The following is a 22,296-nucleotide window of genomic DNA, read 5'->3' as shown; positions in this document are numbered from 1 at the left end:
GGATTGCTTCGCCAAGGCTCGCAAAGACTGTGCTTCAGAAACCCTGTCTTTGCGCACGAATGCGAGGCAATCCAGTCGGATTGTCAAAACTAACCAGGACCCACACTAACCACAGGCGCTGCCTCTTCAAGTTCTGGCGGTTTTTTCTTCCACGAGCCCTCAAAAAAGGTCTGCGTTTTAAGAAATTCTTTCAGTCTTGCCAGATAGATGGGTTTAGGCAACTGTCGCAAATGCTCAGGAATGAGCTCTTCCGGGATATCCAGCTCCTCTTCGGTAAGCCCCTCAGCAACTATCGCTTCTGCCAAATAGGCAGCTTGTGGCGTTTGTGGAGTATATAGTGGAGTATATACAGGTTGCCCCATCACAATTCCATCCTTGATTTGAAACGGCTCCTGAGAAAAAAGACCTCTTTCGCATTCAGGAACAGGAATGCTGCCGGGATCGAATTCGACCACATCATCAAATAAACCGGGCGCAGTCTCTGCTGGTTGACATTTCTGCTCGAGGAATCTGGCAATCGCCTCTTTATGAGGAAATTGATTAAAATCCCGGGGTATAAAGACTTCTTCGTCATTGAGTTTAATGACAAATCCGCTATCAACAACTTTGCATGCAACCTGGAAAGACTGTGACTCGTCAACGGCTGCGGCTATTTCTTTTTCCTGTTCGACAAACTGAACTTCGATTCCATTTAATATTCGCTTACCATCACTGGTAAATCCGGACAATTTCTCATAAGGGCTATTGTCGCCAAAATTGGCAATGTAAGAACAAGCATTCTGAAATGCAATCCATAAAAGATCTACGCTCAAGCCTCCAGCATAACCCACCCCATAGCCAATAGAGCCCATTAAACCACCCATCAGGGTCGCCATTGAAATGCCCCCAGCATTTTCAAACAGCTGCTTGGCAAGCCGCGGTGCAAAAATCATAATCCCCCAACCCGCCACTTTTCCGCCAACCCAGCATAAGCCGCTGCTTAATGCTACTTGGACGGGCAGCCCCACAGCGCTTTCGCTGGCCATTTTTCCGATCATCCATCCGGTCGACATTCCAGCAGCGTAGCAGGGCTGGCTGACCAGGTAACCGGTGACCGATGCGACTGGAAAGCGGTTTGGTTGATATTTCCTCAAATAATCAGACTGTGAAGTTACAAAATCTTTAAAATGACGCCATTCAAGTTCTGTAAATCGACAGGGGGAGTCTTTGCCCATAGAAGCATTCCAGCCTTCTAATGATGAAGTTTCTAAAAAACGCAAAGCCGTCAGAAAGTAATCGGCACTGGTTTGCTTATTCAGCTGATTTTTTCCTACCAGACCAATAGTATTATCTAAAATTTCATATAAATCAGAATTAGATGGAGAGCGCATCCAGTAGGGCAGGCCAATCTGATGTTTGATATAAAAAGCGGTGACGATCAGAATTTTGCAGGCACTCATATGCTCATCAAATGCTTGTGCATCTTTGAATTTCAGATCCGGTTTGAGCCTGGAACGCAAAACCTGAAAAATCTTTTCAGTGAATTCGAGCTGAAAATGCCTGTCTTTAGAGTTTTTTCCACCGAAAAACCGTTCAATGGCAGTATTCTGGTGTTGGGGCTGCGGAGTAGTTTTTGCCTGTTTAATATATAAAGCCCTAAGCTTAGGCCACTCTTCAATTAATGTATCCTTAATTACAAAGCTCATATTGACCTCACATCCTTGGTTAAAAGTCATCCGACAGCTCAATGTCCAATTATCACCATAGCTGCCTTGTAAAAGACGTACTTATTTTATATTACGCATTCATTGATTAAATGCCAATAAATTTGGTTAATATTTATTAATAGATTACGTTATCACAATCTAAAATTTAACCTATTGAAAAACTGATGATATAGTTCAGTTACATGAAATAATACCTGAATGACGGCTGTATAAAATGACATCAATTAAGCAATTTATTTACCTGCTACGATTATCCCATTGGAGTAAAGCGGCATTTGTTTTACTTGGTGTAGTGTACTCTGGCTCTCTGGATTATTTACCGGATGCCTTATTGGCTGCTCTGGCGTTTTGTCTGATAGCCAGTGCAGTGTATATTTATAATGATATTCAGGATAGAGAAAAAGATCGCCTGCATCCTCAAAAATGCCGACGTCCTTTAGCAAGCGGAGAGGTTTCCCTCGATTTCGCGGTGAGCATGCTTGCATTGTTGTTACTGAGCGGCATGTTACTCGCCTGGTCTATATCGACCATTCTGGCAGTCCTGCTTGCTGCCTATCTGCTTATTAATCTGGCTTATAATCATTTGCTGAAAAGCGTGCCTGTTTTGGATGTGGCTTGTATCGCCAGTGGATTCATGTTGCGAGTATTGGCTGGAACTATAGGGATTGGCTTGCCCATTTCCTGGTGGCTTACTATCACCGCAACGCTGGTTAGCCTTCTCATTGCGCTTTGCAAAAGACGCCTGGAAAAGCAATTGGGTTTAAGATATGAGACTCGGCTGGTTTTAAAGCGTTATACTTTACCGGCGCTGGATCGATTAATTGTAGTGACTGCCTGCAGTTGTTTTGTCGCCTATCTTTTTTATACTTTGATTGCCCATGAGGAGTCATCCTATTTTCTGCTGACCTTACCCTTTGCAGCTATCGGCTTATGGCGTTTTGCCCGTTTATCCATGAGAGATGGCAATAATGATGATCCGGTTTCTTTATTTTTCAAAGATAATCTGTCGCGCTTTAACCTGCTTTGTTTTGTAGGATTAACTTTGGTTGCTCTGATGAATGATCTGTAATAAAAAAATCTACTATGCACTTGTAGCCGCAGCGCTGGGCTATCTTGTTGTTTTACAAGTGGCAGCCATCTGGCCTTTTACAATTGATGATATGTATATTTCCCTGCGCTATGCAAGACATCTGGCAGAAGGGAAGGGCTTGCTCTGGAATTTGCGTGAAGCACCAGTGGAAGGATACAGCAATTACAGCTTTGTGCTGCTAGGCGCTTTGGCTATTCACTGGGGACTTGATCCCGTGGTTATTTTGAAAACAGCTGGTGTAATTGGACTGCTGTTAACGATTGCAGGTCTTTATCTTCTGGCGAGACTGGTTTTACCCAAGACCCTGGCTTTATTACCTTCTGTGATACTGCTCCTTTATAAAGGAGAAATAATATGGGCAGCAAGTGGGCTGGAGACCGCCTGCTATCAGGCGATGCTTGTCTATTCCCTTTATTTTCTTTTAAAGGGAAATGGATATCAGACTTATCCAAATGATCATAGAAAAGGGATTATTCCATTTTACTTTATCTGCTTTTCAGTATTAATGAGTATTGCGAGCCTGACACGACCGGAAGCACCGTTTGTGTTTATTTTGTTCAGTCTGCTGCTGGTCATTGATAATCGCAGACCTATGCAATTTTTTGCCACTGATTACTCGCTTTGTCTGCTTATTTTTTTGCTGATTTATCTGCCGTATTTTTTCTGGCGCTGGCATTTTTTTGGGAGTTTATTTCCTAATTCAGTCTATTGCAAAGGATTCGATGGCCATTCTGCATTCAGTCTGGATTGGACTTATCTGAAACTGATCTGGCCTTTTATTCTGGTTTCTTTACCCGTACTTTTTCAGCCAAGAGACAAGCTGTCTCTGTATTTCTGGACACCTTCTTTATTGTATTTAATTTTACTAGTGCAATCGGACTCTGTTGCGGCATTTTATAATCGATTATTTCTTCCTGTGCTGCCTTTTATTTTTATCCTGGCTGTACAAGGTGTTTATAAAATAGTCCGGGATTATTTGGGCAATACTGACGACAAGTTAACACGTCCTGTCTGTATTACCATCGGTTTAAGTGTTTTGTTGGCGGTTTTTGTTATTCCGATATTCAGTTTGTCTGAATATCGTTATTTCAGTCAAATGCCTGTGGAAGGTGAAAAGTTGCGGGATAGGGTGCTGCAATGGTTGGATGTGCATGCCGCACCATCAAGTACCGTGGTTCTCTCAGATAGCGGGCGCATTCCTTTTAAAAGCAATTTGAGGTTTATTGATTCCTATTGTCTTAATAATCGTAAAATGACAGAAGATAAATCAGAGTTTATGTATCAGCGCTTTTGTGCAAATTTGTTTAAAGAAAAACCTGAAATTATTATTCTGACTTCGCTAAAGCAGCAGGGAAAAATTATTTATACACCAGCTGACGCCTGTCTGAAGGAGGCTTTGACTCAACAGAGCCTCTATAAATATAAGGCTGAGTTCAAGACCCCAGATGCTGCCGACATCTACCGATATGAAATTTATTCCTTAAACCATTAAAAACTGTGTAAAATACTCATTTTTGGCTGTGATCCGACAGGACAAAGCATGTTGAAAAGTGGACTCTTACTTAAAATATACAAGCGTTTGCCCGCTCTGGCTTTTGATTTAATTTCAATCCCGCTTGCCTGGTATTTCGCCTACTGGTTGCGTTATAACATGCAGCCTTTTCCAAACACACTGGTGAGTACTTACTCGCTGGAGGCGCTCTTTATTCTCATGACTGCTCAGGTTGGGTGCTATTATTATTTCAAAGTATATCGAGGATTATGGAACTTCTCTTCTATAAATGATCTTTTGCGGATTATCAAAGCAGGACTCAGCGCCACGATAATTGCTATCCCCGCTTTGTATCTAAGCTCTTTATTATCCCATGTTCCTCGCTCGGTACTGCCGTTATACTGTCTCAACCTGGTGACCTTACTGGGCGGTGCCCGGCTGGCGATGCGAATGTTTCGTGATCAGCAGTTGAATAAAAATCTCCCGAGCGATATGAAAAGAGTACTCATCGTCGGTGCCGGTCAGGCCGGAGAAGGCTTGGTCAGAGATTTAAAGCGCACACCGAATTATTGCCCTGTAGGTTTTGTAGATGATAATCCGGCCAAGCGCGGCAAAGAGATTCATGGTATTCGTGTTTTGGGAGCAACCCGCGAGCTGGGGGATATGGTTATCAATCATCAGATTGATTTAATTTTTATAGCGATTCCGTCCGCACGTTCCGCAACCATGCGCCGCATTGTAGAATATTGTGAAAAAACCAGCGTTCCATTCAGAACGCTTCCAGATATCAGCGCTTTAGCCTCAGGGAAAATCGAGATCAATGCCTTGCGTGAGGTCAAGCTTGAGGACTTGCTAGGCCGCGATCAGGTTCAGCTGGAATGGGATCGCATTAGCTCCTATGTACGGAACAAGCGGATTATGATCACCGGCGGCGGGGGAAGTATTGGTTCCGAGTTATGCCGGCAAATACTGGATCTGAACCCTGAAAAATTAATGATCATCGATAGTTCCGAGTTTAATCTGTATCGAATTGAACATGAGTTAAGCGCCTCGCATCCCTCTTTTCACCTGGATTTAATCCTGGCTTCGGTAACGGATGCTGTTGCTATTGACAGTTACTGCAGGCAGTTTAAGCCGCAAATTGTGTTTCATGCAGCCGCTTACAAACATGTTCCTATGCTTGAGGAGCAAATTCGTGCTGCGATTCAAAATAATGTATTGGGTACTCGCATCGTTGCAGAAGCCAGTGTTGCCGCTGGCGCTGAGAAATTCATTCTGATTTCCAGCGATAAAGCAGTTAATCCCTCCAATATTATGGGCATGACCAAGCGGATTGCCGAGATATATTGTCAGAATTTAAACGAACGAGTGCAGACTCAATTCATTACGGTGCGATTTGGCAATGTATTGGGATCGGCAGGCAGTGTGGTACCCTTATTCCAGAAACAAATACAGGCTGGCGGCCCGATTACAGTAACACATCCGGATATTCAGCGTTATTTTATGACTATACCCGAATCTTGCCAGCTCATTCTGCAGGCGATGGTGAATGGTCAGGGCGGAGAGATATTTGTTCTGGATATGGGCGAACCTATAAAAATATCCTATTTGGCGGAGCAAATGATTCGCCTGGCCGGTAAAGAGCCGGGACGTGACATAGAAATCAAATATAGCGGATTGCGTCCTGGTGAAAAGCTCTTTGAAGAGCTTTTCCACGAGTCAGAAGAATTAGCTCATACGGAGCATGAGAAATTATTCAAGGCAAAATTCCGCAAACTGGATTGGCAGGAATTGACCCAGGCGATGCGTTTGTTGAATGGTGCCTGTGATGAGAATAATATTGATGAATTGAAAATATTGGTAAAAAGTTTAGTGCCTGAATTTAAATCAGAGCCTGGGTTGCAGAAAGTTACCATATCATAACCAAATTGTGAGTTCACAGGGATGTTTAATAGAGAAATGGATGAATCAATAAGATTGCTCGCCTGGAAGCGTTATTTCAAAAGTATTTTATTCGCAACCGTCTGCCTTGCCTTGCTTTCTGCTTGTAAGGAGTCGAATACCCAGGCCCCGGCCATCCCAACAGTAGCTGTCACCAAAATTTCAAGTTCACAAATTCCCATCAATAGAAAATACATAGGCATTACCCAATCCATTTCTGCTGCAGGGATTAAAGCGAGAGTAGAGGGCTTTCTGATTAAAATGAATTTTGTTGAAGGGAAGCCCGTTAAAAAGGATCAATTATTGTTTGTCATCGACCCTCGGCCGTTTGAAGCCAAACTTAGTCTGGCGCAAGGGCAGTATGCTAAAAGTGTCGCGGATAAGGAATATCAGGAGATCCAGTACCGCCGCATGAAAGATTTGGTGGTAAAAGGCGATGTATCTCAATCCCACTTCGATGAAGTGAATGCTAAATTTAGCGAGGCTGATGCGCAGGTACAGATTGGAGCTGCTAATGTTGCGGATGCAAAGATTAATCTGAGCTATTGCTATATGTATTCGCCTTTTGACGGCATTATTGGCAAGAAATACGTGGATGTGGGGAATCTGGTAGGCGGGGGTGAGAATACCTTGCTGGCCAATGTGGTTCAGTTAAATCCCATTTATGTGGAATTTAGCCCGAGTGTTGAGGATTTTACCTCCTTTCTTAAGTATCGTGACAACATGCCATTTAAAGTGGAGGTTAGTTTACCTCATGACGGCAATCTGGTATTCAAAGGTAAACTGGATTTAATCAATAATCAGGCCGATATTTCAACATCCACCATCCTCATGCGCGCAGAAATTGAAAATCCAAAACAATTATTGCTTCCCGGTATTTATGTTAGCGTTAAACTGCACCTCAGCAATAATGAAAAAGTGATTCTGGTTCCCAAACAGGCGACGATGGTGACACAGGGGCAGCGGTCTGTGTTTGTTGTTGGTTCCGATAATATTGTCCACTCAAAGAATATAACTACCTCCGGCCAGTATGATAGCTCCTACATAGTAAGTTCGGGATTGAAAGAAGGCGAAGTAGTGGTCAGCAATGGTCTGCAAAAGATTCACGATGGCATGAAGGTTCAACCTGAGAAGAGAAAAGCGCAGGATGCTGCCAAATGATTAAGTTTTTTATACACAGACCTATATTTGCCATTGTCATTGCGATTTTGATGGTGCTTATTGGCGGGATTTGCATTCTGGTTTTGCCGATAGCTCAGTATCCTCAACTGGTACCGCCACAAGTTCAGGTAAGTTCCCAGTATATAGGCGCCAGTTCTTCTGTGGTCGCCGATACAGTCACCACCCCTCTGGAGCGAAATATTAATGGAGTTGAGGGCATGATCTACATGTCCTCTGCCAGTACCAATAATGGCAACTCCATCATCACCATCACCTTTAACGTCGGTTATGATATCGATATTGCCGCTGTGGATACACTGAACGATACCAATACGGCCATGTCAGTTTTACCGCCTGATGTGATTCAGGCAGGGCTGGATATACAGAAAGTGTCAAGCGACATGGTATTGGTTGTCAATCTGAATAATAAAGACGGTACGATGGACGATGCGTTCCTGACTAATTATGCGGATATCAATATAACCCCTGTTCTGTATCGTATTTTCGGCGTGGGTGATATCAATAATTTTGGATTGCTGCAATATTCCATTCGTATCTGGCTTAATCCGGATAAGCTGGCAAGTATGGGGATTTCACCTCAGGAAGTGATTAGCGCAGTACAGGAGCAAAATCAGCAAGCTGCAGCAGGAAGCATAGGGCAGCCGCCAGTTCCCAAAACAATTCCATTTCAGTATCAGATTAATACATTAGGCCAGTTAAGCGAAGTAGAACAATTCGCCGATATCATTGTGCGTACCAAGGAAAATGGTCAGATTGTGCGTATTAAAGATCTTGGGCGCGTCGAAATGGGTGCTGATACTTACGTAACCACTTCGCAATTTAACGGTAAACCGAGCGCAAGTCTGGGAATTTATCAGTTGCCCGGTGCCAATGCGCTCGATATTTCAAATAATGTGCGAAAGGCTATGAAGGAACTTGCAAAAAGTTTTCCTGCAGGTTTGGAGTGGACTATTGCCTATGATACAACCAATTTCGTGAAAGCATCCCTGCGCGAGGTGGTGATAACTTTACTTGAGGCAATAGCTTTGGTTTTCCTGGTGGTTTTCGTTTTTCTTCAGAACTGGCGAACCACATTGATTCCTTGCATAGCTATCCCGGTTTCTCTTGTAGGTACATTTATATTATTCAGCATTTTTGGCTTTTCGATTAATACGCTCAGCTTGCTGGGACTGGTGCTGGCGATAGGGCTTGTAGTAGATGATGCGATAGTCGTTGTCGAAAACGTCGAGAAAAAACTTGAGCAGGGTATTGCCGATATCAAGGAAGCGACTTTACTGGCCACCAAAGAAGTGCAGGGACCTATCCTTGCAACGACATTAATTTTGATGGCGGTATTTATTCCAGTAGCGTTTATCCCGGGAATGACAGGCAGTCTCTATAACCAGTTCGCATTAGCTATCGCTTTTTCGGTGGCTTTATCGGGGATTAACTCATTGAGTCTTAGTCCGGCACTATGCGGTATTTTATTGAAAAGGAAAAAAGAAAAGACAAATAAATTTTTCTTTTTTCGCTGGTTTGAAAAAGGCTACGAGTGGCTTCTAAAGCATTACACAATTGCGGTTCAGCATGTTATCCAGTGGCGCAAACTGGTTTTCTTCGTATTTGCTTTACTGGCGCTTGCTGCTTTTTTTGTATTCAAATCACTTCCGGAAGGGTTTATTCCAGAGGAGGATCAAGGATATTTCATTATTGTGGTAAACGGTCCTGATGGCTCTTCACTTTACCGAACAGAAGAAACGGTTAAAAAAGTGGTTGATTTGCTGCTGAAGACAGAGGGTGTTGCCCATGTAATCAGCATTAATGGATTCAATATTATTGATACAATTGATCAAACCAACAATGCTGCCATTATTGTTACCTTAACACCCTGGTCTGAACGTACAGCACCGGATTTAAGTGTCCAGGCCATTATTAAAAAAACACAGCAGCAATTAAATCTGTTTGATGATGCGGTAATCGAGGCTATTAACGCACCTGCCATTCCTGGTTTAGGTACGGTCGGCGGTTTTCAGCTCGAAGTCGAGGACAGAAACAATCTCGGAGTGCAGGCGCTCGCAAAGGCGGTCAATCAATTGATAGAAGAGGGGAATAAACGCCCGGAATTAAAAGGTCTGATTTCCGATTTAAATGTCAATGTGCCTCAGCTCTATCTTGATATTGATCGCACCAAAGCCAAAGCAATGAATGTTTCAATTACAAATCTGTTCGTGACTCTACAAACTTATCTGGGCGCCTATTATGTGAATAATTTTACAAAATACGGCCAGACGTATCGAGTGATGGTTCAGGCCGAAGGGGATTCTCGTGCTGAAACAGCAGACATCAGCAAATTATATGTTAAAAGTGATAGCGGTCAAATGGTTCCTTTATCCAGCTTGGTTAAAATAAAGTCAATCAACGGGCCTTATAATATCCCTCATTATAATTTATATACTGCGGCAAGTGTTAATGGAGCTCCTGGTCCCGGGTATACTTCTGGTCAGGCGATGGATGCCATTAAAGAAGTAGCCGATAAGGTTTTACCTAAAGGGATTGCCTACGAGTGGACTGGAATCACCTATCAGCAACTTCAGGCTGGTAATGTGGCTTCCCTGATTTTTGCTTTATGCCTTGTTTTTGTGTTTTTATTTCTGGCAGCTCTTTATGAGAGCTGGTCAATGCCATTCATGATTTTACTGGCCGTACCTCTGGCGCTTCTGGGGGCTGGTCTGGCCTTAATGCTCCGCTCGCTTGCGCTTGATGTCTACGCGCAAATCGGTTTGATATTACTGATTGGACTTGCAGCAAAAAATGCTATATTGATCGTGGAGTTTGCCAAAGAGAAACGGGAAGGAGGGGCCAGCATTTATGATGCAGCCATTCAGGCAGCTACCTTGCGAATGAGACCTATTCTGATGACGGCTTTTGCATTTATTTTTGGTGTGCTGCCCTTGGCAACCGCTACAGGAGCAGGCGCCGCCAGCAGACATTCGATAGGTACCACCGTTTTGGGAGGCATGCTGCTTGCCACCATTTTGAGTCTTCTGGTAGTGCCCGTTTTTTATGTAAGCATTCAGGGATTACGCGAACGTTGGTTATCCAGACGAAAAGCAGATAACGGTTAGAATAAAGGAAGAATGATATGAAGGTATTGGTCATTGGAGGATCAGGAGTTTTAGGAAGGGCGGTCGTTGAAGAATTATCCCTGCGCCATGAGATTATACAGGCTAATTATTCCAGTGGAGATATTCGCGTTGATATTACCAGTCAGGATTCAATTCTCGCTTTATTTCAGAAGGTTAACAAAATAGATGCGGTGGTTTTAACGACGGGAAATGTCCATTTTGGAGAGTTTGCCGCAATGACTGCAAAAGAATATGAGATAGGTCTGCGAAGCAAGTTGATGGGGCAGGTGAATACAGTTTTAATTGGCAGAAATTATCTAAATGAGCATGGCTCTTTCACACTCACAAGCGGCATTTTAAGCCATGATCCTATCCAGTATGGAAGCTCTGCTTCTATGGTTAACGGGGCTTTGGAATCCTTTACGATAGCAGCGGCAATCGAAATGCCCCACCGGATAAGAATAAACTGTGTCAGCCCAACAGTTATTACTGAATCAATGGATGCCTATGGTCCTTATTTCAGAGGATATAAATCAGTCAGCAGCGCAGAGGCTGCTCTGGCTTACAGCAAAAGTGTGGAGGGCTTACAAACCGGTCAAATTTATCGGGTTGATTAGGAATGTTGATCACCGACTCCCTGGTCAAAAGATGACCTTCAGAACTGGATGCCTCGGACGAGCCGAGGCACGTAGGCGGTGGGGGAGAGACGCTCTTAAAGTTGTTCTCTTTCGATCGGGCTCTACTGTTCACAAGCTTCAGTTCACCTTTCCACCACTGCAAGCATAATCAGCTCCAGTCGCCTGAGCGCCTCAGTCTTGTCGCCTACGTGCCTCGGCCATATCATTACCCATAAGTATGGCCAAAAGCGCGTGTAAATACTTCACGCGCATTAATACAATTATAAAGATTTCGTAAGCCTTTCCAGATTACCGCAGGGCCGGGCTCCCCATCATGTTTTCGTCCGAGGAAACCGCCCAATTGAGCAATTATTCCCAGCATCTCTTTGAGGGTAGGTGGCTCATGCGGAGGAGGTTTTTCATAAATCATAATGTAGGCTGTTTGCCATTCTATTGTTTCAAATAGGCACTCACTGCTTAAGGAAGGTGAAGCCCGTCCAATCATGGTCATGAATAAAATACGCCAAGCGACAATGAGATAGAGAGCAAGACAAGGGTCAAATCGTTGTTTATTACTTAATTGTAATTTTTCAATAGTACATCCACTTTTCAATATTTTAAAAAAGATTTCTATCTGCCAACGACACAAGTACCAATGAATTACTTTCAAAGCAGCTTCTAAATTAGGGATAGGGATACTTGTTAAAAGAGTCCATTCGATTGCTTTCTCACCAGGTGGAGGATTTGTTTCTGTAGCAATAATTGTAGTGAGTTGTACGGGAGTAAAACCTTCTTTTGCTTTTTCTCGAGGTGGGCGCAAAGTCACCTCTTTTGCATAAATAGTTTGGGTTACTTCTCGTTTTTTTCTACTCCCAAATGAAGAGGTTGTAAACGTTACTTGCCCAACCCCTGTAGAGGCTTTTACACTGGCTTTTAATTTAGTGCTTTTTTTAGGGTGATTCTCATCTAAAATAGCACGGTCAAATGTGGCTCTAATCACCCAGTCTGCAGAGCCTTTTGCAAAAGCAGTATTCGCTTCATGATAAATATCATAAATATCGCCTTCTCTATCCGCTATATAAATAAATTGAGTATCAGGCATAAACTTCGCAAGACAAGAGGCTTTCTTATACCCCCTAACCCAACGATAGCTTTCCTTATCCTTGATTGCTTTGGAGCAGCGCTCCGCTTTTCGCTCTTTGACACTTCGATGCGCCAATGGCTTTCGTGACCATTGTTCATAGTCAATTATCCCTAAACAATCACGATTAGGCGTCACCGCAAGAGTGGGATGAAGAAATAAACCCCGTACATTATCTTGTTGGAGAGGACCTAGGTCTTCTCGTTCTTTTTGACCACTATAATTCAGCGTAGTTGTGTCTTGAAGTAATAAGACTACCGGATGGCCTTTAATTCGATTAAGCGTCGCTTGTCTATGGGGCTTAATAATTTTTTTTGAGGTAACTAAATCATTCTCAAAAAACCGATATGCTGCCTTTGTTTCCTGCCAACCTTTACAGCTTTCAGGAATACTTGCGCTGGGATTAGCCCCCAATCTTTTTAATATCGTTTTTGCTCGTTTATTTAAACGCTCATCACCTATATTCACGCAACCAAGCTCATCTTCTACCCATTCCATGGATGCTACTGCCGTTAAAAGGCTCTATTATCTCAAATGTAAGGAAATTTTAATACAACAACAATCTCCTTACTTATGGGTAATGATATGGCCTCGGCTCGTCCGAGGCATCCAGTGGATGGTTAAATTAAATCTGCACTAATAAACAATTAATGATACCCTTGGACTTGAGTCCAAACTCAATAACAAGGAAGAGAGATGAAATCATTTTATGTTTATATGATGACAAGTAAACGCAATAGCACTCTATATACCGGTTCAACATCCGATCTAATCAGGCGCGTCTGGGAGCATAAAAATCAAGTGATCCCAGGATTTACGGCAAAGTATAATGTGCATTTGCTGGTATATTATGAAATGCATGATACTTATGTGGAAGCTGCCCGCCGTGAGAGACGCTTCAAAAAATGGCCTAGACAATGGAAATTAAATTTGATTGAAAAAATGAATCCTGATTGGGCTGATTTATATGAAGAGATTTGCTCTTGACAGAACATTTTTTGGATGCCTCGGACAAGCCCTGAGAGATGGTCACAAAATTTAACCATCCTATAAGAGCCTACGTACCCCGCTTTATGCGGGGTATCCATAACGATGGTATTGAGTTTTAAAATGCTTTGCCAATCAGACGCATTGCCTGGATACCCCGCATAAAGCGGGGTACGTAGGGATTTAAGATTATAATTATAAATCAATGTGTTATGTTCAAATTTTGTGACCATCTCTCAGGGCTCGTCCGAGGCATCCAGAACGAAAGACTGCCCCTGGTAGGATAATATCATGAAAGCGCTCACTGTCTGTCCGGAAAAATATCCTTAAACTGCAGATGATTATTAATCGACATAGCAATATGACGCTTCTTATAAAAACCACCCAATTTATAAATTATAATGGGTACTACAAAGCTGACAAAACCCATAGCGAAGGCAATTTTATAAGTAGGATCCTGATTCAGTAATAGAAAGATAAGACAGGCAAGCATTAGCACGATGGCTACAATGCCTGTATAAGGGGAGCCGGGCGTTTTATAACCCAAATCTGCTGTGGTGTAACCAGCCTGGTATAAGCGGCGTCTAAAGTTAATTTGTGCCCAGCACAATGAAATCCATGCTAAAGCACCGGTAAATCCGGAGACCAGCAATAATGCGATATACAGCATCGATTGGCCAAAAAAGTAGCCGGCTGCTAATAAAAGCCAAATGGCCGCAAGTGTTACAATGCCTGCGTTTTGCGGTACGGCATTGCGGTTCAGTTTGCTAAGCCGATGAGGAGCCATACCATTTCTAGCCAAAGCGTTTAACGATCGTACAATACCATATACACCCGAATTGGAGCAGGAAAGCGTAGCGGTTAATGTGACGAAACTGGTGGCAGCCCCTGCCCAGCGTAAGCCATAGAAATTGAGTGCATCGGCAAATACCGAGTTGCTCAAACCTGCTTTCTGCCAGGGAAAAATTAATACCAGACAGAACACTGGAATAATATAAATGAATAAAATACGAAATGTCACATTACGAATAGCGCGTGGAATCATGCGGGCAGGATTGACTGATTCGCCAGCGGCCAGGCCGATAATTTCAGAGCCCTGATAGTTAACCAGCAAAAGCACCATAGCAGTAAGAAGAGCCATTCCCCCGTTGGGAAACAATCCTCCCTCATCAAAAATAAATCTGCCGCCTATAATACCTGCGGGTTGTGGGCCATGTATGATGCCGAAAAAGATTAGCAAGGCGAGAATTACAAATCCCATTAAAGCCAGAATTTTAATGAGAGCTAGCCAGAATTCAATTTCACCAAAGGTTCCAACCTTGGCAATGTTTACATAGGTAATAATGAGACCGAAGCATACCGCCCAAATATAGCCGTTAACCCCAGTAAAATGCTGCATAATAATCCCGCCGGCTATACACTCCGCGGGGATATAGGCAACCCAACTAATCCAGTAGGACCATCCGACGCCACAAGCGACTGAAGGAGAAATAAAATCGGCGGTGTAGGTGATGAATGAGCCGGAAATAGGAATGGCAACAGCCAGTTCACCCATACAAAGCATGGTTAAATAGATGATCAAACCACCCAAAATGTAGGCAATGAATACTGAGGGACCAACCTGATTGACCACCGCGCCAGTACCCAGAAAATAACCAGAGCCGATAATGCCGCCGAGGGCAATCAATTGAACGTGGCGATCTTTCAAACCGCGTTTGTAACCGCCATCGTTAATTGGCGCACTTTGATTTTTAATCTCATTAGTCACTGACTGTATGGTCTCTCGAATGTTAAAAAATTAACGAATTGTACAATAGTGCTGTACTTTGTCTACTTTTTTTTAAATTAAATAGCACAAGAAAGAGATTTTTATAAGAAAAATTGAGAGAAGGCAAGTGTTATTTTTCTCTTTAATTATTTAACACAATTTCTTTGAAGAAATAATTTCCTGAAGCATCCTTTCAACACTGGGGTTTTTAAAATGCACATGATCGGTCAGACCTGTTGCAACAAGGGTTGGAGCCAGATTTTTCATCGTTTCCCAAGCATTTTGCCGGGCCAAATCGCTGCTGTCTGGATCTTCAATAATCTGAATATTTGCAAGAAAAGCGGCAACGGTTCCCTTGCGTACAGTGAGGCCTTTAATTACTGTATAATCCACACCATCAGCAAGAATATCTTCAGGTTTGACTGAATGATCAGACATATTTAGCTCCTGCAAAAATCAAGATGATACTTAGATTGTGGATTAAGTTCAATTATTTCAGGTTGAGGAGTTTTTTCATTCCCGAGAATGCGGGAATCCATTCCTCAATTGGCATTATTGTGAGCTCAGAGATGGATCCCCCGCATGCGCGGGGATGACAGGAGAATATAAAATTGAGGTTAAAAATCCGTCTACAAAACATTTTCTTGCTGTGGAGGTGGATAAAAAGCGCTGACCAGATCATCAATGGTTTTGATTGGCTTGTCTCGTTGTAAAAACTCACTAAGGGCGTCCCCTGATTCTTTAATGAACTCGTTAAGACGTTGACCCAGACTGCCTTGTTTAATGATGGCCAGATCATTGGGCGATAAATTATCTCCCCGTGTTATGGTCTCCAAAAAATTCTTAACACTAGCTATTTTTTGAGGTCCACTGTATTGAGAGAAAAATGTTCTATGATAATAGTCTGGTTTGGTGGCTCGATCTGCCTGGTAGGTATTCAGGATGCGCTTAAGTGTTTCAATGGGTTTACGCTTGTTCAAAGTATTTAACAAATCATCGAAAGACTGCAGATCCTGATTTAACTCCTGGCTTATTGCCTGGCGATTATCCTGGAATACGCTGTTGAGTGTTGTATATAAACGACCATTCTTAAGCGCTCCACGATCCTTGGCAGTAATGAAGCCATCTTTATTGCGTATTGCGTCAATAAAATTGTTTGCAGCGCCTAGCTTATCCTCTTCTGTATACTGACCCCATGAAATCCGATGCAGGGTTCTTCCCTTACCTTTACGGTCATCGTGGTATGCTTGTGCTGCTTTTATTAGCAAGTCCAATGCAGAAGAAGGCTGGGATGGAGCTGCATCCTGCTGATTCTGTAAGTCTTCCCCGGTATCTAGCAGTGGATGAATGGCCACGACCTGTGCTTCAGCCACGTTATGAGCGTCACGGGCTGCTTGAGCTTGACGCTGTTCTTCTTCCTGTCGAGCACGTTCTTCTGCTAGACGCTGTTCTACTGCCCGAGCAGCAAGATCGGCTTGTCGACGTCGTTCTGCCTGGCGCTGCTCTTCCTGTTTTGCACGCTCTTCTGCTTCCTGGCGAGCCCGTTCCTGTGCTTCGCGTTGTTCAGCTTCAAGTCTGGCACGTTCTGCTGCTTGCCGTTGTTCTGCTGCCAGACGAGCACGATCCGCTTGTTGACGTCGTTCAGCCTGGCGCTGCTCTTCCTCTTTGGCACGTTCCTGAGCTTCGCGCTCGGCCTGTTCTTTCGCCGCACGTTCCTGAGCTTCGCGTTCGGCCTGTTCTTTCGCCGCACGTTCCTGAGCTTCGCGCTCGGCCTGTTCTTTCGCCGCACGTTCCTGAGCTTCGCGCTCGGCCTGTTCTTTAGCCGCGCGTTCCTGAGCTTCGCGTTCGGCCTGTTCTTTCGCCGCACGTTCCTGAGCTTCGCGCTCGGCCTGTTCTTTCGCCGCGCGTTCCTGAGCTTCGCGTTCGGCCTGTTCTTTCGCCGCACGTTCCTGAGCTTCGCGCTCGGCCTGTTCTTTCGCCGCGCGTTCCTGAGCTTCGCGCTCGGCCTGTTCTTTCGCCGCACGTTCTTGAGCTTCACGTTCGGCCTGTTCTTTAGCGGCCTGTTCTTTAGCTTCGCGCTCGGCCTGTTCTTTCGCCGCGCGTTCCTGAGTCTCGCGTTCGGCCTGTTCTTTCGCCGCGCGTTCCTGAGCCTCGCGTTCGGCCTGTTCTTTAGCGGCCTGTTCTTTGGCTTCGCGTTCGGCCTGCTCTTTAGCCGCCTGTTCTTTGGCTTCACGTTCGGCCTGTTCTTTAGCGGCCTGTTCTTTGGCTTCACGTTCGGCCTGTTCTTTAGCGGCCTGTTCTTTGGCTTCACGTTCGGCCTGTTCTTTAGCCGCCTGTTCTTTAGCTTCGCGTTCGGCCTGTTCTTTCGCCGCGCGTTCCTGAGCCTCGCGCTCGGCCTGTTCTTTAGCGGCCTGTTCTTTAGCTTCACGTTCGGCCTGTTGTCGTGCCTGCTCTATTTTCTCTTCCTGAGCTTTTTGCTGGTCAGCCTGCGGCGCTTGCGTTGTTTTTTGAATAGGTCCGGCCTCTTCGCTGATCACTTTATAAAGATCAGTTAAAAAGCTTAGCATTTGTGGTTCGTTTATTGTCTTCTGCTGATATTTATTGAGCTGTTCAAACAGGGTTTCAATCCATTTTTCTTCGGCAAAATAGGCCGGAATCAATTGTTCATTTTCAAATGTCTGATGAATAACTTCCAATTGCTGCAAGGCGGTTTTGGCATTAAATCCTGCTTTCTGAAAACCTTCCAGATAATCTACGAATGTCCGTGACATCTGATCAATTTTTTGTTTGATTTGCAAAAGATCCTGAATGTTATCCTTGTTATGTTTGGGCAGGTTATCCAGTAGATGATCCAGAAGGGCGCCATCAGTAAAGTAATAACTTGTAAGCTTCCCTTCTTGAAACTCTTTTTTTATAGCGGTTAATTCTTGCAGAGCTTCCATGGGTGCATAATCATTGCTTGAAATGGTCTCCAGAAAATGGTTATAACGAATTTGCAACTTATCAATAGTATTCTTAAATTCGTCCAGACCTACCATAAAGCGAGATACCTTGCTTCGCGTGGCTGAGGGGATGCTGCTCTCGGCCTTAACCATTTCGCCTTCAACGGCATTCAATAAAGTGTTGACCTGTCCATGCTCGCTTTTCAGAATCCATGCGAGCGCTGAATCAGTTTTCTTATCCAGAAGTTGAACCAATTCCATTCGGATGTCTCTGCTGGCATTTTTAAAGCCATTGAGCAGATCCTCGCGATATTTTTCTAATTCGGATATCAGCTCTTTATCAATGGGCGGGGATGAATGCTCAGGAGAGGTATAGGTACAGCTTTGCAGCAGACCAACCAAAGTTCCCCATTCCTCTTTATTCTGTTTGGCTTTCTCCAAAGCTAACCGAATAACGCTATTGGCTTCATAGAAAGAGAATAAATTGGAAATCACTTTGGTCTGACCCGTTTTGGCATATTTTTTAAAAAGTGCCATTACTTCATCATTTAATGAGTTTGAGCGATCATTCACTAATGCTTCGGGCTGCTCAGGTTTAATCTGTTGCATTAACGGCAGCAATTTGTCTTCATTGTCTTCATCCAGGGCACGAAGAATCAGCTTGTTTTCAAGCAAGCTATTGGCTAAGGCTCTTCTTTCATTACGAGCCGGTGCAACATCAGCAAAGCGACGAAGATTTTTCTGACTGGTTCGCAGATTGATAATGACGTCCTCAATCTTGCGATGAGACTCCTCAAATGGTGCATAGTTTTCATTTTTAATCAGGGAATACAGACGACCTAGCTTTTTATCGTACAAAGTGTCGAAAACCTTTCGCCAGTGGTATTTTTTCATCGCCTCATTAATTGGCGTATTATCGTTTGTATCAACGGGAGGATGCCTTGTTACCGGCGGATCAGGTAATTTTCGCTGCTGTGTTTTTGCAGACTCATCTCCAGGATTGACTGGAGCTTGTTTTGCAAGCGGATCTAATGATTTTCTCTGCTGCAGCGGAGGTGGTGTTTTTCCATGGAATTGACCTTGAACCATCATTTTTTGCTGGTCTGGTGACAGTCTTTGAAGTACTGACGGAGTGCGTTTATTAGCCCCTGAAGTGGCATCTCTTTCCTTCGCTTCGATGCTTTCTCTTTCCTGCCTCCGTTGTCTCACCAATTGTGGATTAAAAGGTCTGATTTTTTCTGTTCTATAAGGGGCGTTGAATAAATCATCCAGCCGCTCAAAGAGGGATTCTTTTTCTCTTGCTTTGGGTTGATAGGTTTCAAGAAGCGAATTCACAACGGTAAGACATTGATTACTGCAAGCCTGATCAAATAAGCCATCGATGTTTTTTACATTCTCACCAAAAGCGGAAAATTTAAAACTATCTGGGGTATCTTTGAGGCGTTTGAAATCAAGTTCCGGGAATTTTTTATTAAATTCACCTAGCAACTCAGAATTGCCTTTTTCATAAAGCTTTTCCAGGTGTCTTATTAACTGATTTGAATCAAAGAAGCGGCTTTGAAAATGTTTATCCTCGAAGACCTTGTGGAACAGCTGAATGTCATTTGTCCTGACCAGAGTATCTACAACATCGGAAGCTGTAATGTCTTTAAGCAAGGCTCCATTTTCCAGTAATAAAATAAGCCCTTTGCTATTATGAGCGGCCAATGCTTTATAAACAGGCGTCGCATTGGTTGAATATCCACTATTCACAAATTTCGACAAAGCGACAACAAGCTTTTCATCATGACGTTCAACAGCTCTATTGAGCAGTTGCAGGCGGTAGGAATCATCTTGTAGTTTGTTTTGGCGGATAATTTTGTTTAATAAAGTGAACTGGCCTTGTTCTTCCAGCTGTTTGTAGAGATCAACATTTTCAAGAAGGCTGGAGTGTTCCATAAACAGATGATTTAAACACTCATCATCCCCTAATCGATTAACCTCAAGAAATAAATTATAGAAATAGTTTGGACTTGCAGTGAAGCACTGCGAAAGTGAACTCGCGAACTCAAATTCTTTATTCAAAATTGCCCATCGATAGGCATATTTTGCCGCAGGATATTTTTTATGTTTCACTAGTTTATCTAGTCGTATTAGATCATCCCCACTGGCTGTCTGCATTGCTTTCATCTCTGGATTAAGAGCCGGGATAAGATGGCTTTGATCGAGAAGTCTTGAGTCTCTGAATAAAACAGCGACTTCTTTTAACCCATTGGGAGTATCATGAAAGCTAGCATGATGAATTACCTGGGCTGCATGTCTTGCCAGCGTCTCCTCTTGACCTACAATTAATGTCTTTAATCGATCAAGGAGAAAGTTATACATTTTGTCTTGTCGATTTGGATAATCCGCAATCAGTTTTTCTAGAGTATCAATTTTGAGTGTGGCGCCTGATTGCCGCAATTTTTCGGCAATCTCTACATTCCCTGACTCCACTGCCCAGGATAAAGCTTCATTTTTTGTAAACTGAGGGATCTTTCTAGTCGGCCAATTATCGAGAATTATCTGATTATTGTTGGGGAAGCGGGTTAATACTTTAAATGGGGTATAGGGCTTTCCTGCATCAAAAAGCGAAATGGGCAGTTTCTCACCTTTTTTAAATTTGCCATCCACAGCTTTTTTAAGAAAATGGACCCAGGGATCATTCCCGGATAAAGCGCCTACACAGGTTGCAAAAATAGCGGGTTCTTTTCTATTTAAGGCGGTAGCAAACAGGCTTTGAGGGATTGGAATATTCGCATCGGCCAGCAATTTTAAATTGTCTGGGGTAATTTTTGATATTATCTTCTCATCAAAAATAGAGTCTTTGCTCGCCGAGTTTAGTCTGCTAACTTGCTGTAGTAAAATCTTTAAAGACTTGCTGCTATTATTTTCTGCCGCAACTTTTAATAAATCAGCAATCATTTTTTCATTGATCAGATCAGGGAAATGAAGAAATAAATTTTCCAGTATGCCTGATTTATCTTTTTCAATATTCTTTTTTAAAGCTTCAATAATGGGATTTATATCAAGGGAGCTGCTATCAATCGAATGAGCCTTTAAAAACTGGGCAAGCACTTCTATATTTTTTTTGTCTTTGCCTTTAACCGCAAATTCGAGCAGGCTCGTGACTTTTACAGCGGGATTGCTGTTGTGTACAAATTTCTGCTTAAATGCGTTCGGATCATTGGATTTGGTAGTGAAATAGTTATCCAGCATTTGCTCAAACAAATCGGCGGACCCATGCTCTGACATAAATCTGAGAACTCTTTCTGCCTCATTGACGCTTAAACGTTTAAAAATGTCAAAGGCCAGCTTGTAGCGAGTATGATGTTCAGCACTGACAACATGCGCGGCATTCAGTGGCATGTGCTGAAATAAATGCTGTATAGTCTCAGTGTCATTAGCCCTGATGGCACAGGTCATAGAATCATAGCCGTAACCGTCGGGATGGGTAATACTGCGTGTCAGGGAAGGAGGCGTTGAAAAATGGGTTCGATGAAGATCTGTTTTGGAAGGGTACACGGCTGCTCTTTTTTCATTGGGGTGAGCAAAGACTCTGACCGATATTCCTAAATAATCACGATAAAGATTCGAGGGATTTACATCACCAAAACATTTTTCAATCTCTTCAATTGCCTTAGCTGCGGTATCAAAGCTCTTGGTGTTATTTATTTTTTTATTGTCGTCTTCATCGTAATTAGGATCGTACACGACATAGCGATTATTTGAGAAAGAAATAGCAATCGCATGGTTATTTGACGCGACATAACAGGCGCGTCCTTCGTTTTTAATGGAGCCCAGTATTTCTCCCCATTTGGCTCGGGTGTCCACTAAACCAATATTGTATTCATTGTTTACCGGTTTACCATCAAATTTGAGAATCGCGTTTAAGTCTCCCTGATAGGTACCTTTATGATAAATCTGGCTGTTAAAAGCGATTTCAACATCTTTAATAAAATTATCAAAGTCGGGATCATCACCCATATTGTAATTTTTAGGAGGATTAGCAAGCTTGCGCTCCATCTCAAAAAATTCAGTTTCTTTTCCTTCAAGAAAATATTTGACATAAATACTTGCCAGTCCTCCGCAAACACCGCCAGTATTTAACTTGAGTTCAAATCCTTTTTTCTTTAATAATTCATTCACTGAATCGATGATTTTAGTTTGCACAGGCATTTTTAACTTCTCCTGAAAATCGTAACAAATAGGGATATAAAAGGAATTGGGAGGGGATTGCAGGATTTCGACAAAGCACAGAGAATGAAAAGCGCATTTTTATGCCTGCAAAACAAAATAGAAAATGTA

12 protein-coding genes are annotated in these 22,296 nt (G+C 43.1%); 7 read left to right on the top strand and 5 right to left on the bottom strand.

Annotation, left to right across the window (positions count from 1 at the left end; all coding sequences use genetic code 11):
• Positions 1 to 89 precede the first annotated feature (89 nt).
• On the bottom strand, positions 90 to 1,685 hold the full coding sequence (locus DYH61_RS09275) for a hypothetical protein (RefSeq protein WP_058508841.1): 1,596 nt from the start codon (positions 1,683 to 1,685) through the stop codon (positions 90 to 92).
• Between the two features lie 235 nt (positions 1,686 to 1,920).
• Between DYH61_RS09275 and DYH61_RS09270 the strand changes: the two genes are divergently transcribed.
• The 6 genes from DYH61_RS09270 to DYH61_RS09245 are packed head-to-tail and all read left to right on the top strand — an operon-like array spanning position 1,921 to position 11,132.
• Positions 1,921 to 2,775 (top strand): decaprenyl-phosphate phosphoribosyltransferase, encoded by an 855-nt coding sequence (locus DYH61_RS09270; protein ID WP_058508842.1) that lies wholly within the window; start codon positions 1,921 to 1,923, stop codon positions 2,773 to 2,775.
• Positions 2,765 to 4,288: a glycosyltransferase family protein gene (locus DYH61_RS09265; protein ID WP_058508843.1), complete on the top strand. Its 1,524-nt coding sequence runs from the start codon at positions 2,765 to 2,767 to the stop codon at positions 4,286 to 4,288. The genes DYH61_RS09270 and DYH61_RS09265 overlap by 11 nt, the downstream gene beginning before the upstream one ends.
• A 48-nt stretch (positions 4,289 to 4,336) precedes the next feature.
• Entirely contained in the window at positions 4,337 to 6,211 is a 1,875-nt protein-coding gene (locus DYH61_RS09260) for a polysaccharide biosynthesis protein (RefSeq protein WP_058508844.1), read from the top strand.
• A 36-nt stretch (positions 6,212 to 6,247) separates the two neighbouring features.
• Positions 6,248 to 7,390, top strand: coding sequence for an efflux RND transporter periplasmic adaptor subunit (locus tag DYH61_RS09255; RefSeq protein ID WP_058508845.1), 1,143 nt, complete (start codon positions 6,248 to 6,250; stop codon positions 7,388 to 7,390).
• Positions 7,387 to 10,515 carry an efflux RND transporter permease subunit gene (locus DYH61_RS09250; RefSeq protein WP_058508846.1) on the top strand — a complete coding sequence of 1,043 codons (3,129 nt, stop codon included), beginning with the start codon at positions 7,387 to 7,389 and terminating at the stop codon, positions 10,513 to 10,515. The genes DYH61_RS09255 and DYH61_RS09250 overlap by 4 nt, the downstream gene beginning before the upstream one ends.
• 17 nt (positions 10,516 to 10,532) lie before the next feature.
• Entirely contained in the window at positions 10,533 to 11,132 is a 600-nt protein-coding gene (locus DYH61_RS09245) for a short chain dehydrogenase (protein ID WP_058508847.1), read from the top strand.
• A gap of 226 nt (positions 11,133 to 11,358) precedes the next feature.
• Here the strand turns inward: DYH61_RS09245 and DYH61_RS09240 are convergent, their stop codons facing one another.
• Entirely contained in the window at positions 11,359 to 12,771 is a 1,413-nt protein-coding gene (locus tag DYH61_RS09240; RefSeq protein ID WP_058508923.1) for an IS4 family transposase, read from the bottom strand.
• 198 nt (positions 12,772 to 12,969) lie between these two features.
• On the opposite strand from DYH61_RS09240, the gene DYH61_RS09235 reads away from it, so the two are divergent.
• Positions 12,970 to 13,260, top strand: a complete 291-nt coding sequence (locus DYH61_RS09235) for a GIY-YIG nuclease family protein (protein ID WP_058508924.1) — start codon at positions 12,970 to 12,972, stop codon at positions 13,258 to 13,260.
• A 301-nt stretch (positions 13,261 to 13,561) separates the two neighbouring features.
• On the opposite strand, the gene DYH61_RS09230 is transcribed toward DYH61_RS09235, so the two are convergent.
• The 3 genes from DYH61_RS09230 to DYH61_RS09220 all read right to left on the bottom strand — a co-directional run bounded on the left by DYH61_RS09230 (position 13,562) and on the right by DYH61_RS09220 (position 22,167).
• Positions 13,562 to 15,028, bottom strand: a complete 1,467-nt coding sequence (locus DYH61_RS09230; protein ID WP_058508925.1) for an amino acid permease — start codon at positions 15,026 to 15,028, stop codon at positions 13,562 to 13,564.
• A gap of 150 nt (positions 15,029 to 15,178) precedes the next feature.
• Positions 15,179 to 15,466, bottom strand: a complete 288-nt coding sequence (locus tag DYH61_RS09225) for a hypothetical protein (protein ID WP_058508926.1) — start codon at positions 15,464 to 15,466, stop codon at positions 15,179 to 15,181.
• Positions 15,467 to 15,657: 191 nt separating this feature from the next.
• On the bottom strand, positions 15,658 to 22,167 hold the full coding sequence (locus DYH61_RS09220) for a hypothetical protein (protein WP_115343310.1): 6,510 nt from the start codon (positions 22,165 to 22,167) through the stop codon (positions 15,658 to 15,660).
• Positions 22,168 to 22,296 lie beyond the last annotated feature (129 nt).

Origin of the sequence: Legionella quinlivanii (assembly GCF_900461555.1) — a bacterium.
Classification (GTDB): domain Bacteria; phylum Pseudomonadota; class Gammaproteobacteria; order Legionellales; family Legionellaceae; genus Legionella_C; species Legionella_C quinlivanii.
This window is presented reverse-complemented; position numbering and strand designations above follow the sequence as displayed.

What these genes read in the sequence shown, in the direction of transcription:
- DYH61_RS09225 (WP_058508926.1), bottom strand. Translation starts at nt 15,466, where the DNA reads ATGTCTGATCATTCAGTCAAACCTGAAGATATTCTTGCTGATGGTGTG.
- DYH61_RS09245 (WP_058508847.1), top strand. Translation starts at nt 10,533, where the DNA reads ATGAAGGTATTGGTCATTGGAGGATCAGGAGTTTTAGGAAGGGCGGTC.
- DYH61_RS09235 (WP_058508924.1), top strand. Translation starts at nt 12,970, where the DNA reads ATGAAATCATTTTATGTTTATATGATGACAAGTAAACGCAATAGCACT.
- DYH61_RS09275 (WP_058508841.1), bottom strand. Translation starts at nt 1,685, where the DNA reads ATGAGCTTTGTAATTAAGGATACATTAATTGAAGAGTGGCCTAAGCTT.
- DYH61_RS09270 (WP_058508842.1), top strand. Translation starts at nt 1,921, where the DNA reads ATGACATCAATTAAGCAATTTATTTACCTGCTACGATTATCCCATTGG.
- DYH61_RS09260 (WP_058508844.1), top strand. Translation starts at nt 4,337, where the DNA reads ATGTTGAAAAGTGGACTCTTACTTAAAATATACAAGCGTTTGCCCGCT.
- DYH61_RS09240 (WP_058508923.1), bottom strand. Translation starts at nt 12,771, where the DNA reads ATGGAATGGGTAGAAGATGAGCTTGGTTGCGTGAATATAGGTGATGAG.
- DYH61_RS09250 (WP_058508846.1), top strand. Translation starts at nt 7,387, where the DNA reads ATGATTAAGTTTTTTATACACAGACCTATATTTGCCATTGTCATTGCG.
- DYH61_RS09220 (WP_115343310.1), bottom strand. Translation starts at nt 22,167, where the DNA reads ATGCCTGTGCAAACTAAAATCATCGATTCAGTGAATGAATTATTAAAG.
- DYH61_RS09265 (WP_058508843.1), top strand. Translation starts at nt 2,765, where the DNA reads ATGATCTGTAATAAAAAAATCTACTATGCACTTGTAGCCGCAGCGCTG.
- DYH61_RS09255 (WP_058508845.1), top strand. Translation starts at nt 6,248, where the DNA reads ATGGATGAATCAATAAGATTGCTCGCCTGGAAGCGTTATTTCAAAAGT.